Source organism: Mycolicibacterium bacteremicum, from assembly GCF_002086115.1.
Lineage (GTDB): Bacteria > Actinomycetota > Actinomycetes > Mycobacteriales > Mycobacteriaceae > Mycobacterium > Mycobacterium bacteremicum.
Genome location: NZ_MVHJ01000005.1, coordinates 178462 through 192272, shown reverse-complemented (window position 1 = coordinate 192272; position 13811 = coordinate 178462). Strand labels below are relative to the sequence as shown.

Below are 13811 nucleotides of genomic sequence, written 5' to 3'. Positions count from 1 at the left end.
GTGCAATGCCGGGGTTGTTGACAGACAAGGTCGCGTTCATCACCGGAGCCGCCCGTGGCCAGGGCCGCGCGCACGCCGTCCGGATGGCCAACGAGGGCGCCGACATCATCGCGGTCGACATCGCCGGACCGCTACCGCCCAAGGTGCCCTATCTGTCGGCCACCCCCGACGAGTTCGCCGAAACCGTCGACCTGGTCAAGGCCACCGGCCGGCGGATATTCCACCGCGCCGTCGATGTGCGCGACTTCGACGGGCTGAAAGCCGCGGTCGACGACGGTGTCGCCGAACTCGGCCGACTGGATGTGATCGTGGCCAACGCCGGGATCACCATTCCCGAGGCGTGGAACGACATCACCCCCGAATCCTTCCGCGACACCATCGACATCAATGTCACCGGTACCTGGAACACCGTGATGGCCGGGGCCCAGCACATCATCGACGGGGGCCGCGGTGGCTCGGTCATCCTGGTCAGTTCGCTTGCGGGAGTGAAGATGCAGGCGTTCATGGTGCATTACACCGCGAGCAAGCACGCCGTCACGGGCATGGCGCGGGCGTTCGCCGCCGAACTCGGTAGGCATCACATCCGGGTCAACAGCCTGCACCCCGGGCCGGTGGCCACCGCGATGGGGACCGGCGACATGGTCGTCGCGCTGAACAAGGCGTTCGAGACCAACCCGGCACTGGTGCAGATGGGCACGCCTTTCACCCCGAACTGGATCGTCGAACCCGAGGACATCGCGGCCTCGGCGGCCTGGCTGGCCTCCGACGAGGCCCGACACATCAGCGCGGTCGCGCTGTCCATCGACAACGGAATGGCGCAATTCTGATGACCGACGATCTGGAGGCAATCCGTCAGCTCAAGGCCCGGTATTGCCGTCTCCTGGACACCAAGGACTATGAGGCGTGGAAGCGGCTGTTCGCCGAGGACGTGGTGGTGAAGTTGGACATGGCCATCTCCTCCGGGGGCGCCGACGGCCAGACCGCGCCGCCGCTGCACGGTCTCGACGAGTTCGTCCCCGTGGTGCTCGGCGGCGTCGAACACGCGCAGACCAAACACCATGTGCACACGCCCGAGATCACGCTGACCTCCGACACCACCGCATCCGCCATCTGGGCGATGGAGGACCTGCTGCTCTTCGCCGACGGCGGCGAACTGTTCGGCGCCGGGCATTACCACGAGACGTACGAGAAACGCGCCGGAGACTGGGTGATCACCAGTCTGCATCTGACGCGCACCATCTTGCGGTTCACCCAGGCCGGCGATAGCCGGTGACGAGGCCGGTATGACCGACCTGGACGTCGCCGTCATCGGAGCCGGCTTCTCCGGTTTGTATGCGCTGCACAAGCTTCGGGATGCGGGACTGCGGGTCACGGTCCTGGAGAGGGCGGATGCCGTCGGCGGCACCTGGCTGGTCAACCGCTACCCGGGTGCGCGCTGCGATATCGAGAGCATCGAATACTCCTACCGCTATACCGCGGGCATCCCGGAATACCGGCGGCGCTGCGACGAGATCGCCGCAGACGGTTATGCGGGGTTCACCCTTGCGTAGGGCCACCCAGATCGCCTGGGAGCTCTCCGGTGTGCTGCCGCGCTCGGTGGGCGCGTTGCACGCATCCGGGGACTGGCGGCGTTTCACCCCGACCGGGTGGCGCCAGCTCGGCGAGGTCGCCCTCGACGAGCTGGTGGTCACCGGGATGACGTTGACCGGTCCGCCGCCGCAGCTGCCACGACCCGTGGCCTGCTACGCCGATGCCGCCGCCGAACTCGGGTCGCTGACCCTGGCGGGTGCACACCACGATCCGCCACCGTTGCAGGTCGGCGCGCTGCAGCCGCGCAGTTTCGGCGCGCTACGGTTCGAGGAACTGAGCTATCAGCACGATCCGGTGCTGCCACCGTCTCTGCTCGCCGATGGCCACGGTGGACCGGCGACGGCGCGGGCTCGGCTGTACCGGACCGGACCCGACCGGCCGTGGGTGGTCTGGATTCACGGGGCCGGTCAGGGTGACCCGATGGATCTGATGGTGGCCCGGGTGCGCAGACTCGGTGCGCTCGGCTTCAACGTGGCATTGCCGGTGCAACCCGGCCACGGCGTGCGCCGACGGGAATGGCCGGAGTATCCGGCCCGCGATCCGCTGGCCAATGTCGCGGGCACCATGCGGGTGGTGTCCGAGGTGCGCGCGCTGATCCGTTGGCTGGCAGCCGAATCCGGCCCGGTCGCCGTCGGTGGACTCTCCCTGGGCAGCGCGGTCGCCGCACTCGTGGCGCATCTGGAATCTGCCGTCGGTGCCGTCGCGTTGTACACGCCGATACTCGGGCTCAACGCGATGATCGGGCTGCACCTCGGTCGCTGGGGCGCACCCGGCCGGGAGGCGGCCAGTCAACTGCAGTCGGACACGGTCGCGGCGCTGACCTCGGTGATCGATCCGCTGGCCACCACGCCACGGACGGCTCGCCGCTTGATCGTCGGCGCCTGGCATGACCAGATGGCCATGCGCAGTTCGGCTCTGGCCATGCACGAACGCTGGGGTGGCGAGTTGTACTGGCACGACGGCAGCCATGTCGGACACCTGTTCGCCGGCGGCGTGCAGACGACAACCGAACGGTTCCTGCGCGGTCAGCTCCGGTAGGTTGCCACGATCCGTTCTCGCACACAGTCGATCTCGTGGGCGAGGTCGTGGTCCTCGGGCAGTACCACCCACTGGAACGCGATGCCGAAGATGGACCCGGTGATATCGCGGACCGCGGCGTCACCGTCGATATCGGGGCGCAGCGAGCCGTCGGCGATACCGGTGCGCACCCCGGCGGCCACCTTCTGTGCCGCGGCGCCGAGTTGCTCGCGGACCGCGGTGCGCAGCGGCGAACTCGTCTTCACCGCCTCGAAGGCCGAGACGAACATGGCTCGGGTGACGGCGGCATCCTCGGCATGTATCTCCTGAACCCGGTCGAAGTGTGCCAGCACCTGCTGCAGTCCGCTGGCGGCCGGTTCAGGATCGGGGTTCAGTCGCGCCACGTACACCTGCTGGAACGCGTCCAGGATGGCGTCCTTGCTGCCGTAGCGGGCGTGCACCATGGCCCGGCTGTAGCCGGCACGTCGGCCGATCTCGGCGGCTGTCGTTGCCTCCCAGCCCTTTTCGACGATGAGCTCGGCGGCAGCCTGCAGCAACCGGCGCGCGGATTGTTCGACGCGCTCGGGCTGGGTCAGGCGTTGAACCACCCTTGCATATTAGACGCCCGACAACTAACTTACTTGTTCAGCGTCAAATAATTGGAGGTCGACGATGACGTCACCCGCGGTGGCCGTGCCGACCTCCATCGATCAGATCACCGCCCGCTGGCTCGGCGAGGTCCTCGGCGTCGCGGTGAATGCGGTCCGCGCCGAGCGCATCGCGCAGGACACCGGATTCTCGGCCAACCTCTACCGGATGCATCTGCGCGGCGACGGGCCCGAGACAGTGATCGTCAAGCTGCCCGCCGAGTCGGTGGCCCGCGGTGGTATGGAGATGCTCGGTGGCTACGAACGCGAGGTGCGCTTCTACCGTGAGATCGCGGTCGCGGCACCGATCGGCACGGCCCGCGCTCACGCCGCCCTGCTGTCCGGTCAGGACTTCGTCCTGGTTCTGGAGGACCTGCGCGACTGGGACAACGCCGACCACCTGGCCGGACTGAGCCTGGATCGCGCCCGCCGTTGCATTCGGGAACTCGCCGGTCTGCATGCGTGGTCCGCGACCGCCGACCCGGCGGTGCTGGGCAACTTCCCGAGCCTCGACAGCACGCTGACCCGAGACCTCTTCCTGCCCGCGTTCGGACCGGGCTGGCAGCTCTATCGCGAGCACGCCGAGCAGCCGGTACCGGCCGGGGTCGCGCGCTTCGCCGAACGGTTCGCTGATATCGCCCCGCATGCACTGACGGCCCTCGCCGAACCAAACACGTTGCTGCACGGCGACATCCGGGCCGACAACATGTTCTTCCGAGGCGACGAGCTGAAGCTGGTCGATTTCCAGTTGAGCGTTCGTGGCGCCGGCGCCGCGGACATCGCATATTTGGTCAGCCAGGGTCTGCCGACCGAGGTGCGACGCGGCCGGGACGAGGAGTTGGTCGGCGAGTACGTCGCGCTGGTGCCCGACTATCCGTACCAGCGCGCCTGGCAGCACTACCGGCTGGCGACGGCACTGTTGCTGTACATGCCCGTGGTGGCGCTGCTGACCTGGGATGTCGCCCCGGAGCGATCGCAACGCCTCTGCCTGACCCTGATCGACCGGGCCGTCGCGGCGATCGATGACGTCGACGCGCTGGGCGCCTTCACATGAGGACCGCGCGGGAGGTGGTCGAGCAGTACAACCTGGTGGTCTGGAACCATCGCGACTTCGCGCTGGCCGAGGAATTGTTGGGCGAACGCGTGATTCGGCACGGTGTCGGGGCGGCAACCGTGCTCAGCCATCGGGAGGCCGTGGACCGGGTGGTGAATCACTGGGCGATGTTCGAGACCATCCGCTTCGACCTGAACCTGGTGGTCGCCGGTGACGACGGCGAACATGTGGCGATCGTCTATCAGTCGCCGATGACGCTCAAGGACGGCACCGAGACGACGATCGCCGCCATGGAGATCTTCCGGGTAATCGACGGCCGGATCACCGAGGTGTGGAATTGTGGCTACGAGCAAGGAGTTTGGGCATGACGGCCAGCGGGCAGGAGCGACGCGACATGGGGACCGGCACCGAGGTACTCGATGAACTCGGTTTCTACCTGTTGGCCGGCGCCGGCGGTGAAGGACCCGCCGCCCTGATGGACGAGGCCCGGCGTGGGGAGGAGCTCGGGTTCGGTACCGGGTTCATCTCCGAGCGCTGGAACGTCAAGGAGGCCTCCTCGCTGACCGGTGCCGCCCTGGCCGTCACCGAGCGCATGCAGATCGCCACCGCCGCGACCAATCACAACACCCGGCATCCGCTGATCACCGGGTCGTGGGCCACGACGATGCACCGGCTCTCGGGCGGGCGGTTCACACTCGGTCTGGGCCGGGGGATCGCCGCCATGTACGGCGCGTTCGGGGTCCCGGCGGTGACGACCGCCCAGATGGAGGACTTCGCCCAGGTGATGCGCCGGCTGTGGCACGGCGAGCTGATCTTCGATCATGACGGCCCGATCGGGAAATACCAGCTGCTGTTCCTGGATCCCGATTTCCGCGAGGACATCCGGCTGGCCATCGTCGCGTTCGGGCCGCAGACCCTGGCCCTCGGCGGTCGCGAATTCGACGACGTCATCCTGCACACCTACTTCACCCCGGAAACGCTGCAGCGCGCGGTGAAGACGGTCAAGGATGCCGCCGAGCAGGCCGGCCGCGATCCGGCGAGCGTGCGGGTGTGGTCGTGTTTCGCCACCGTCGGCGACCACCTGCCCGAGGAATTGCGGCTGAAGAAGACGGTGGCCCGGCTGGCCACCTACCTGCAAGGCTATGGTGACCTGCTGGTCAGCACGAACAAGTGGGATCCTGCTGTGCTGCAACGATTCCGCGATGACGCCGTCGTCCAGTCGATCGGCGGCGGTATCGACCACAAGGCCACCCCCGAGCAGATCGAGCACATCGCGACACTGATCCCGGACGAGTGGCTGGAACCGTCGGCGACTGGAACGGCCCGGCAGTGCGTGGACAGGGTGCGCAAGGAGTTCGACTATGGCGCCGACGCGGTGATCATGCACGGCGCGACCCCGGATGAGCTGGAACCGATCGTGGCGGCCTACCGCGCCACCGATGCGTGACGTGTGGCGTTCTCGTCGTCGGCACCATTCCGACGGCGGCTCCACAAAATCGCTAGGGCAGGATGACGGTTCGCTGCACCGGCTCGGCGGCGACCTGGCGGGCCCGCAGCCCCCGGCGTAGCGCATCGAGCAACTGATCACGCGTCTCGCGCGGGTCGATCAGTTCGTCGAAGCCCAGATGGTCGGCCGACCGGTACGACGCGGTCAGCTCGGCATCGCGCAGTTTGGCCGACAGGTCCTCCTCGGCGTGCGATGCCCTGGACAGCGCGGCGGCGCTCATCGCACCCATCGTCGCGCCCGGGAACGCGAACGTCGCCTCCTGGCCGTCGAAACCCAACAGCGACATCACCATCGATCCGAAACCGTAGGCCTTGCGCAGCGTCACGTGCAGCTTCAACGTCGTCGCCGCGGTCTGCGCCGCGAACATCCGGGCCCCGGCCCGCAGCACGCCCGATTGCTCGGACCGACTGCCCGGCAACATGCCCGGATTGTCGGCCAGGAATACCAGGGGCAGATGGAACGAGTCGGCCACCATGATGAAATGGGCCGCCTTGTCGGCGGCGTCGGCGTCGATCGAGCCGGCCAGCACGTTGGGCTGGTTGGCCACCACCGCGACCGGATGGCCGCCCAGGTGGGCCAGCGCGCAGATGATGGCCTTGCCGAACTGCGGCTGGATCTCGAACCAGTCGGTGTTGTCGAAGATGATGTCGAGCACGGAGCGCATGTTGTAGACCCGGCGGTTGTCGCGGGAGATGATGTCGAGCAGTTCCGGGGTGGGTCGCGGTTGCGCGTCGTCGTCAAAGGGCAGCGGTTCCGGGTAGGACCATGCGCTGGAGGGGAAGTAGGACAGGTACCGGCGGATATCGTCGATGACGGCCGCGTCGTCCTCGCCGTGGTTGTGCACCACACCGCTGTGCAGAGCGACCTTCGGGCCGCCGAGATCTTCCTTGCTGATGTCCTCGCCGGTGGACTCGCGCACCACCGGCGGGCCCGCGGTGAAGATGGCGCCGGCCGAACTCATGATCCGGAAGTCGCTGACCGGTGCCACCAACGCGCCGTGCCCGGCCGACGGTCCCAGGATGGCGGCCACGGTGGGCACCCGGCCCGAGCACTGCGCCTGGGCGATGAGGTCGGTGGGGGTGCGCCCGTAATGGCTTCCGGTGGGCCGAAACCCGGCGCCCTCCAGGAGCATCACCAGCGGGATCTTGTCGCGCACAGCGAGTTCGGCGAGACGGTAGCGTTTGGCGTTACCGGTGGAGCCGATGCTGCCGGCCAGGGTGGTGAAGTCCTCGGCGCCGACCATCACCGGTGCGCCGTCGATCAGCCCGGAACCGGTGACGATCCCGTCGGCGGCGATGTCACCGCCGGCCAGCATGCCGAATTCGCGGAAGGTCCCGGGGTCCAGCAACCGGTCGATGCGGGCGCGGACATCCAGCTTCCCTTTGGCGTGGTGCTTGGCGACGCGCTCGGGCCCGCCCATGGCCAGGGTGTGCCTGCGGCGCCCGTCGAGGTCGTAGAGGGTGTCGCGCCAGTCGGAGGAGTTCGTCATGCACCGATCCTGTCTCTTCAGAGCCGCCAGCGGTACGTTGACCATACTGAATTGCTTACTGTAGCGTTCCCGGCATGGGTAGTTCCGCCCGGCTGAGCATCGATCGCGGTATCCCGAGCGACCTCAGCGTGGTGCCCGCGCGGGCACGGGAGATCGAACGACAGGGATATGACGGCTGCTGGACGGGCGAGCTGGCGCACGACCCGTTCCTGCCGCTGTTGCTGGCCGCCGAACACACCACCCGGCTGCAGGTCGGCACCAGCATCGCGGTGGCATTTGCGCGCAATCCGATGATCGTGGCCAACCTCGGCTGGGATCTGAATGCCTACGCGCAGGGCCGATTCATCCTCGGACTCGGCACCCAGGTGCAGGCGCACATCGAGAAGCGGTTCGGTATGCCATGGAGTCGTCCGGTGGCGCGGATGCGTGAGTTCGTCGCTGCGCTGCAGGCCATCTGGACCACCTGGCAGGACGGCACTCGGTTGAGCTTCGAGGGTGAGTTCTATACGCACACGCTCATGACGCCGATGTTCACCCCGGAGCCGCAACCGCACGGCACACCCAAGGTCTTCATCGCCGCCGTCGGCGAGGCGATGACGACGATGACCGGGTCGGTGGCCGACGGGCTGATCGCCCACGCCTTCACCACCCGCCGCTACCTCGACGAGGTGACCACGCCGGCGTTGCAGATCGGGCTGGCCGAGGCCGGCCGCGCCCGTTCCGAGTTCGAGTTGTCCTGCCCGGTGTTCGTGGTGACCGGCGAGAACGAGCAGCAATTCGAGGCCTCCGCGGCGGCCAGCCGTAAACAGCTGGCCTTCTATGGTTCCACCCCCGCCTACCGCAAGGTGCTCGACCTGCACGGCTGGGGCGACCTGCACACCGAACTGCACCGGCTGTCGCGGCTTGGCGAGTGGGACACCATGGCCACCCTGGTCGATGACGAGGTGTTGAACACCTTCGCTGTGGTTGCTGAATTATCGTCGGTTGCAGACGCTTTGGTGCGCCGGTGTGCAGGGGCCATCGACCGGGTGCTACCCGGGTTCCCGCCGGGAATGTCGGAGGAGGCCATCGCCACCGTGCTCGACGATGTCCGCAAGGCGCCGGTGGGGAGCGCTCGATGACGGATCGGATCAGCTCGGCGTCGTGCAGGACCGACCGCGAGGAGTCGCCGATGAGCACACCCACCATGGACGACGCGGGCAAATGTCTGGCCGACCCGAAGGCCTACACCGACGAGGCCGGGCTGCACGCCGCGCTGACCCACCTGCGCACGCACGCGCCGGTCTGCTGGGTCGAGGTGCCCGATTACGCGCCGTTCTGGGCGATCACCAAGCATGCCGACATCATGGAGATCGAGCGGGCCAACGATGTCTTCACCAACTCGCCGCGGCCGGTGCTGGTGACCAGACAGGGTGACGAGCAGCAGGCCGCCGTCGGCATCAAGACCCTGATCCACATGGACGATCCGCAGCACCGCCACTTCCGTGCCATCGGCGCGAACTGGTTCCGGCCCAAGGCCATGCGCGCACTCAAGGAGCGCGCCGACCTGCTCGCCGTGCAGTTCGTGGATCGGATGGCCGCCCAGGGGCCGGAATGCGATTTCGTGCAGCAGGTGGCGGTCAACTATCCGCTCTACATGATCATGACCCTGCTCGGGGTGCCGGAATCCGACTTCGGCCGGATGCTGCGCTGGACGCAGGAACTCTTCGGCAGCGATGACGAGGAGATGCAGCGCGGCAGCATGGAGGAGAGCATGGGTGCCCTGCTGGAGATGTTCGGCTACTTCACCGAGCTGACGGCGTCGCGCCGGGCCGACCCGACCGACGATCTGGCGTCGACGATCGCCAACGCGACCATCGACGGCAAACCGCTCGACGATATCGAAACCGTTTCGTACTACGCCATTCTCGCCGCCGCCGGCCATGACACGTCGAGCGCCGGCATCTCAGGCGGGATGCACGCGCTCGTCGAGCATCCGGATCAGCTGGCGCGGCTGCGCGACAACCCGGACCTGATGCCGCTGGCGGTCGAGGAGATGATCCGTTGGACCACTCCGGTGAAGGAGTTCATGCGCACGGCGCAGCGGGACCACGAGATCCGCGGCACGCAGATCGCGGCGGGGGACTCGGTGCTGCTGTCCTACGTGTCGGGCAACCGCGACGAGGACGTGTTCGACGAGCCGTTCCGCTTCGACATCGGCCGAGACCCCAACAGGCACATCGCGTTCGGCTACGGGGTGCACTTCTGCCTCGGCGCCGCGCTGGCCCGTCTCGAGATCAACAGCTTCTTCTCGGCCCTGCTGCCGCGGCTGGAGTCGGTCGAACTCGCCGGACCCGCCCAGCACATGGCCACGACATTTGTCGGCGGGCTCAAGCACCTACCGCTGCGGTACCGGGTGCGCTGACCTCCCGGCGAGCGTGCGGAAACTTCGCTCGGCACGCGGCGTGTCGGGGTGCAGACACGCACGCTCGCCGGAAGGGAAGGGGGAGGGGGCGGGTCAGCAGCAGCGGGATTGCGGGTTGGCCTCGGTGGCGGCATGCCGCATCCGCCAATACTCCCGCTCGGTCGGCACCGGCGCATCGGGGTGCCGGCGCGCGAGATGCTCGGTATAGCGGCGGTAGTGGTTATCGCCCATCAATGATGACCAGTACCAACTGATCTGGCGTGCGAGGGTGGCAAGGCGTCCCATTGTTTCTGCACCTCCTTCTCGGCCTCGGTGGGAATCAGCCCGGACGGGGCGAAGATGCGCGACGGCACCGGGTCGTCCTCGGTGGTGGGACTGCCACCGCCGCGCAGGTGCCGGACCACCATCACCACGCCGGCCGCGACGACGATCAGCACCAGCACCGCGAAGATGATCGACAGCGATCCCTGGATGAACGTATTGCGGATCACCGCATCGATCTGATCCGGCGTCTTGGCCGCGCCGAACGACGACTCGCCCGCCTCCTTGGCCGCGACGTACTGCGAATGCTGTTTCCAGTAGCCGACCTTCGGGTCGGCGGAGAAGATCTTCTGCCAGGACGCGGTCATCGTGACGATCAGGTCCCAGGCCAACGGCAGCCCGGGTATCCACGCCCATTTCAGCAGACCCTTCTTGATGACCACCACGGTGACCACCGTGAGGGCGATGGCGGCCAGCAGCTGGTTGGCGATACCGAACAGCGGGAACAGCGTATTGATACCGCCCAGCGGGTCGGTGACGCCCATCAACAGGATCGATCCCCACGCCGCGACGACGATGACACTGCAGACCCAGGCGCCGACGCGCCAGCTCGGGTCGCGCAGTTTCTTCATCGGGCCGCCGATGTTGCCCAGTCCATCGGACAGCATGAACCGGGCAACGCGGGTGCCGGCGTCGACGGTGGTCAGGATGAACAGGGCCTCGAACATGATCGCGAAGTGATACCAGAACGCTTTGAGCCCGGACCCACCGAACACCTGCAGCACCTCGGACATGCCGAAGGCCAACGTCGGCGCGCCACCGGTGCGCGAGATGATCGATTCCTCACCGACTCCCTGTGCGGCGGCCTCGATCTCGGCCGGCGTGATCGGGGCACCGGACAGGCCCAGGCCGTTGACGTATTCGGCAGCCGACTCGGCGGCGCCACCGGTCGCGGCGGCCGGGGCGTTCATCACGAAGTACAGGTGCTGGTTCAGGATGCACGCGGTGATGAGCGCCATGATCGCCACGAACGACTCGGTGAGCATGCCCCCGTAGCCGATGAGGCGCATCTGGCTTTCCTTCTCCAGCAGCTTCGGGGTGGTGCCCGAGGAGATCAGTGAGTGGAAACCCGACAGGGCGCCGCAGGCGATGGTGATGAACAGGAAGGGGAACAGCGCGCCGGCGAACACCGGTCCGTCCCCGCGGGTGGCGAACTGCGAGATCGCCGGGGCTTCCATCAGCGGGCGGGCCAGCAGGATGCCGACGGCCAGCAGTGCGATGGTGCCGACCTTCATGAACGTCGACAGATAGTCGCGCGGGGCCAGCAGGAACCACACCGGCAGCACCGAGGCCGCCAGGCCGTAGATGATGATGCACCACGACAGCGTCACCTTCGACAGCGTGAACCAGTCCGCACCCCACGAGGTTTCGGCGACCCAGCCGCCCGACACCACGGCCAGCAGCAGCAGCGCCACGCCGATCAGCGATACCTCGGAGACCCGGCCGGGACGCAGGAAGCGCAGATACAGGCCCATGAAGATGGCGATCGGGATCGTCATCGCGATCGAGAACACACCCCAGGGGCTCTCGGCGAGTGCATTGACGACGACCAGCGCCAGCACGGCCAGCAGGATCACCATGATCACCAGCACGCCGACGATCGCGGCCACACCGCCGACGGGTCCGAGTTCATCGCGTGCCATCTGGCCCAGCGAGCGGCCGCGCCGGCGCGTCGAGATGGTCAGCACCAGATAGTCCTGGACACAGCCGGCGACCAGCGCGCCGATGATGATCCAGATGGTGCCCGGCAGGAATCCCATCTGGGTGGCCAGCACCGGGCCGACCAGCGGACCCGCGCCGGCGATGGCGGCGAAGTGGTGTCCGAACAGCACCCGCCGGTCGGTCGGCATGTAATCGGTGCCGTTCTCGAAGATCTCGGCCGGCGTGGCGTTGTCGTCGCGCGGTTTGACGATCTTCATCTCGATCAGGCGGGCGTAGAACCGGAAGCCGATCACGTAGGTACAGATCGCGGCGATGACGAACCACACCGCGTTGACCGTCTCCCCGCGGAAGAACGCGATGACGGCCCACGCGACGGCGCCGAGCACCGCGACGACGGTGAAGATGATCCGGTGCTTGGTGGTGATCGGCGACCGGTCGATGACGGCGACCGGCGGCAGGTCCTTGTCGGTGCGGATGAAGGTGATGTCGCCGCGGGTTTCCTCGGTCCGGTCAGGAGCAGTCGGTGATCCCATGGGTTCGATCCTTGCACCGCGTCAACGTGACGTTGGGACTTTGCCTCAACCGCCGCGTTCGAACAGCTCACGGACGGTGTGCACCGTGTCGGCCTGCGCGGCGGGCTTGTCGTCCCGGTACCGCACGACGCGGGCGAACCGCAGCGCCATGCCCGCCGGATAGCGTGTGGATGATTGCACGCCGTCCAGCGCGATCTCCACGACCTGCTCGGGGCGCACCCGCACGACATAACCGTCGGTGCCATCGGTGGCCAGTTCGGTGAACCGTGCGGTCTGCCAGGCCAGCATCTCGTCGGTCATCCCCTTGAATGTCTTGCCCAGCATCACAAATCCGCCGGTGTCGGGGTCGCGGGCACCGAGGTGGATGTTGGACAGCTTGCCGCTGCGCCGCCCGGATCCCCATTCGACGGCCAGCACCACCAGGTCCAGGGTGTGTACCGGTTTGACCTTGAGCCAACCGGCGCCCCGGCGGCCGGCCTCATACGGTGCGCCCGGCGCCTTGGCCATCACGCCCTCGTGGCCGGCGGCCAGCGTGGTCTCCAGGAAGCGTTGCGCGGCGGCCGGATCGGCGGTGACCAACCGGTCCACCCGCTGTTGTGCGGGCACCACCTGCTGCAGCGCAGTCATCCGCTCGGTCAGCGGCAGGTCGAGCAGGTCAATCCCATCGCGGTGCAGCAGGTCGAAGAAGAACACCGACAGCGGCTCCTCACGCGGGGCGCCCGAGCGGGTGCCGAAGCGGGACGCGGTGACCTGGAAACGGTGCGGGCGCCCGTCGGGGCGCAGCGCGATGGCCTCGGCATCGGCGATCAGATCGGTCACGGGCAGGGCGAGCACGGCGTCGACCACCTCGGGCAGCCGCGCGGTGACATCGTCGAGGGTCCGGGTGTACACGCTGACCTGCCGGCCGGCCCGATGGATCTGCACCCGCGCGCCGTCCAGTTTGGCCTCGAACACGCCTTCGCCACCGAGTTTGTCCAGCGCCTCGGCGACCCCGGTCGCGGTCTGGGCGAGCATCGGTGAGACCGGCCGGCCGACCTGCAGCGTGAACTGCGACAGGTCTCCGCCGTGCAGCGCGGCCGCGGCGACCAGCGGCAGATCACCGGCCAGCATCGCGGCGCGCCGGACCGCGGCGGACGGCAGCTCGGCGGCCTTGGCCACCGCGTCGGCCATCACACCGGCCAACGCGCCCTGGCGCAGCTCCCCGGACAGCAGGCGGCGCAGAAACTGCTGTTCGGCACCGGTGGCGGCGGTGAACAGCGCGGCTACCTGCTCGGCCCGCCGGGCCTGCGAACCCTTGCCGGCGATCGCCTTGATCTCGGTGAGGGCGGTGTCCACGGCGGCGACGGTCAGGGTGGGCTCCGACGCCGGTGCGGGCAGGCTGCGCAGACCCGCCCAGCCGACGCCGATCTGCCGCTGCGGCAGCTCCCCGGACAGCCAGGCGACCACGACGGCAACCTCGGCGGCATCGGCGCGGCGCAGCGCCGCCGCGACCCGATTCACCTTGGCCAGTCGCGACGGTAGGGAGCCGACCTCGTCGGAGGCGGCGGCGATCTCTGCCAGCAACACCGCTCCAGCGTCCCACCCCCG

13 protein-coding genes and 1 pseudogene are annotated in these 13811 nt (G+C 67.9%); 9 read left to right on the top strand and 5 right to left on the bottom strand.

The features are described 5' to 3' along the window. The first annotated feature begins 5 nt into the window (after positions 1-5). The 4 genes and pseudogenes from BST17_RS08125 to BST17_RS08110 all read left to right on the top strand — a co-directional run bounded on the left by BST17_RS08125 (position 6) and on the right by BST17_RS08110 (position 2628). Positions 6-827 carry a mycofactocin-coupled SDR family oxidoreductase gene (locus BST17_RS08125; protein ID WP_083056923.1) on the top strand — a complete coding sequence of 274 codons (822 nt, stop codon included), beginning with the start codon at positions 6-8 and terminating at the stop codon, positions 825-827. Next, positions 827-1273 (top strand): nuclear transport factor 2 family protein, encoded by a 447-nt coding sequence (locus BST17_RS08120; RefSeq protein ID WP_083056922.1) that lies wholly within the window; start codon positions 827-829, stop codon positions 1271-1273. The genes BST17_RS08125 and BST17_RS08120 overlap by 1 nt, the downstream gene beginning before the upstream one ends. Positions 1274-1283: 10 nt before the next feature. After that, a pseudogene (locus BST17_RS08115) lies at positions 1284-1490 on the top strand (FAD-dependent oxidoreductase); the annotation flags it as partial. Between the two features lie 37 nt (positions 1491-1527). Continuing rightward, positions 1528-2628: an alpha/beta hydrolase gene (locus tag BST17_RS08110; RefSeq protein WP_083056919.1), complete on the top strand. Its 1101-nt coding sequence runs from the start codon at positions 1528-1530 to the stop codon at positions 2626-2628. On the opposite strand, the gene BST17_RS08105 is transcribed toward BST17_RS08110, so the two are convergent. Further along, positions 2616-3215: a TetR/AcrR family transcriptional regulator gene (locus BST17_RS08105; protein WP_083056917.1), complete on the bottom strand. Its 600-nt coding sequence runs from the start codon at positions 3213-3215 to the stop codon at positions 2616-2618. The genes BST17_RS08110 and BST17_RS08105 overlap by 13 nt on opposite strands. Before the next feature lie 64 nt (positions 3216-3279). Here BST17_RS08105 and BST17_RS08100 point away from each other — a divergent pair, with 64 nt between their 5' ends. The 3 genes from BST17_RS08100 to BST17_RS08090 are packed head-to-tail and all read left to right on the top strand — an operon-like array spanning position 3280 to position 5755. After that, positions 3280-4308 (top strand): phosphotransferase, encoded by a 1029-nt coding sequence (locus BST17_RS08100; RefSeq protein ID WP_207573590.1) that lies wholly within the window; start codon positions 3280-3282, stop codon positions 4306-4308. Beyond that, positions 4305-4676 carry a nuclear transport factor 2 family protein gene (locus BST17_RS08095; protein WP_083056916.1) on the top strand — a complete coding sequence of 124 codons (372 nt, stop codon included), beginning with the start codon at positions 4305-4307 and terminating at the stop codon, positions 4674-4676. The genes BST17_RS08100 and BST17_RS08095 overlap by 4 nt, the downstream gene beginning before the upstream one ends. Continuing rightward, the gene (locus BST17_RS08090; RefSeq protein ID WP_234807584.1) at positions 4673-5755 is read left to right on the top strand and encodes a TIGR03857 family LLM class F420-dependent oxidoreductase; all 1083 of its coding nucleotides are present in this window, start codon (positions 4673-4675) and stop codon (positions 5753-5755) included. Before BST17_RS08095 ends, BST17_RS08090 begins: the two co-directional genes overlap by 4 nt. A 52-nt stretch (positions 5756-5807) precedes the next feature. On the opposite strand, the gene BST17_RS08085 is transcribed toward BST17_RS08090, so the two are convergent. Continuing rightward, complete coding sequence (locus BST17_RS08085) at positions 5808-7304, bottom strand: acyl-CoA carboxylase subunit beta (protein WP_083056912.1); 1497 nt, start codon at positions 7302-7304, stop codon at positions 5808-5810. 74 nt (positions 7305-7378) lie between these two features. Between BST17_RS08085 and BST17_RS08080 the strand changes: the two genes are divergently transcribed. Together BST17_RS08080 and BST17_RS08075 are read left to right on the top strand one after the other, a co-directional pair. Then, the gene (locus BST17_RS08080; RefSeq protein WP_083056910.1) at positions 7379-8425 is read left to right on the top strand and encodes an LLM class F420-dependent oxidoreductase; all 1047 of its coding nucleotides are present in this window, start codon (positions 7379-7381) and stop codon (positions 8423-8425) included. A 50-nt stretch (positions 8426-8475) separates the two neighbouring features. Further along, complete coding sequence (locus tag BST17_RS08075; protein WP_083057124.1) at positions 8476-9708, top strand: cytochrome P450; 1233 nt, start codon at positions 8476-8478, stop codon at positions 9706-9708. 93 nt (positions 9709-9801) lie between these two features. On the opposite strand, the gene BST17_RS08070 is transcribed toward BST17_RS08075, so the two are convergent. Genes BST17_RS08070 through BST17_RS08060 form a run of 3 tightly spaced genes read right to left on the bottom strand, consistent with a single transcriptional unit; the run spans position 9802 to position 13790 of the window. Beyond that, positions 9802-9939: a CstA-like transporter-associated (seleno)protein gene (locus BST17_RS08070; RefSeq protein WP_369696354.1), complete on the bottom strand. Its 138-nt coding sequence runs from the start codon at positions 9937-9939 to the stop codon at positions 9802-9804. Continuing rightward, positions 9939-12224 carry a carbon starvation CstA family protein gene (locus tag BST17_RS08065; RefSeq protein WP_083056907.1) on the bottom strand — a complete coding sequence of 762 codons (2286 nt, stop codon included), beginning with the start codon at positions 12222-12224 and terminating at the stop codon, positions 9939-9941. Before BST17_RS08065 ends, BST17_RS08070 begins: the two co-directional genes overlap by 1 nt. Before the next feature lie 45 nt (positions 12225-12269). Continuing rightward, positions 12270-13790 (bottom strand): ATP-dependent DNA ligase, encoded by a 1521-nt coding sequence (locus BST17_RS08060; RefSeq protein ID WP_083056905.1) that lies wholly within the window; start codon positions 13788-13790, stop codon positions 12270-12272. Positions 13791-13811 lie beyond the last annotated feature (21 nt).

What these genes read in the sequence shown, in the direction of transcription:
- BST17_RS08125 (WP_083056923.1), top strand. Translation starts at nt 6, where the DNA reads ATGCCGGGGTTGTTGACAGACAAGGTCGCGTTCATCACCGGAGCCGCC.
- BST17_RS08120 (WP_083056922.1), top strand. Translation starts at nt 827, where the DNA reads ATGACCGACGATCTGGAGGCAATCCGTCAGCTCAAGGCCCGGTATTGC.
- BST17_RS08110 (WP_083056919.1), top strand. Translation starts at nt 1,528, where the DNA reads ATGCGGGGTTCACCCTTGCGTAGGGCCACCCAGATCGCCTGGGAGCTC.
- BST17_RS08100 (WP_207573590.1), top strand. Translation starts at nt 3,280, where the DNA reads ATGACGTCACCCGCGGTGGCCGTGCCGACCTCCATCGATCAGATCACC.
- BST17_RS08095 (WP_083056916.1), top strand. Translation starts at nt 4,305, where the DNA reads ATGAGGACCGCGCGGGAGGTGGTCGAGCAGTACAACCTGGTGGTCTGG.
- BST17_RS08090 (WP_234807584.1), top strand. Translation starts at nt 4,673, where the DNA reads ATGACGGCCAGCGGGCAGGAGCGACGCGACATGGGGACCGGCACCGAG.
- BST17_RS08085 (WP_083056912.1), bottom strand. Translation starts at nt 7,304, where the DNA reads ATGACGAACTCCTCCGACTGGCGCGACACCCTCTACGACCTCGACGGG.
- BST17_RS08080 (WP_083056910.1), top strand. Translation starts at nt 7,379, where the DNA reads ATGGGTAGTTCCGCCCGGCTGAGCATCGATCGCGGTATCCCGAGCGAC.
- BST17_RS08075 (WP_083057124.1), top strand. Translation starts at nt 8,476, where the DNA reads ATGAGCACACCCACCATGGACGACGCGGGCAAATGTCTGGCCGACCCG.
- BST17_RS08070 (WP_369696354.1), bottom strand. Translation starts at nt 9,939, where the DNA reads ATGGGCGATAACCACTACCGCCGCTATACCGAGCATCTCGCGCGCCGG.
- BST17_RS08065 (WP_083056907.1), bottom strand. Translation starts at nt 12,224, where the DNA reads ATGGGATCACCGACTGCTCCTGACCGGACCGAGGAAACCCGCGGCGAC.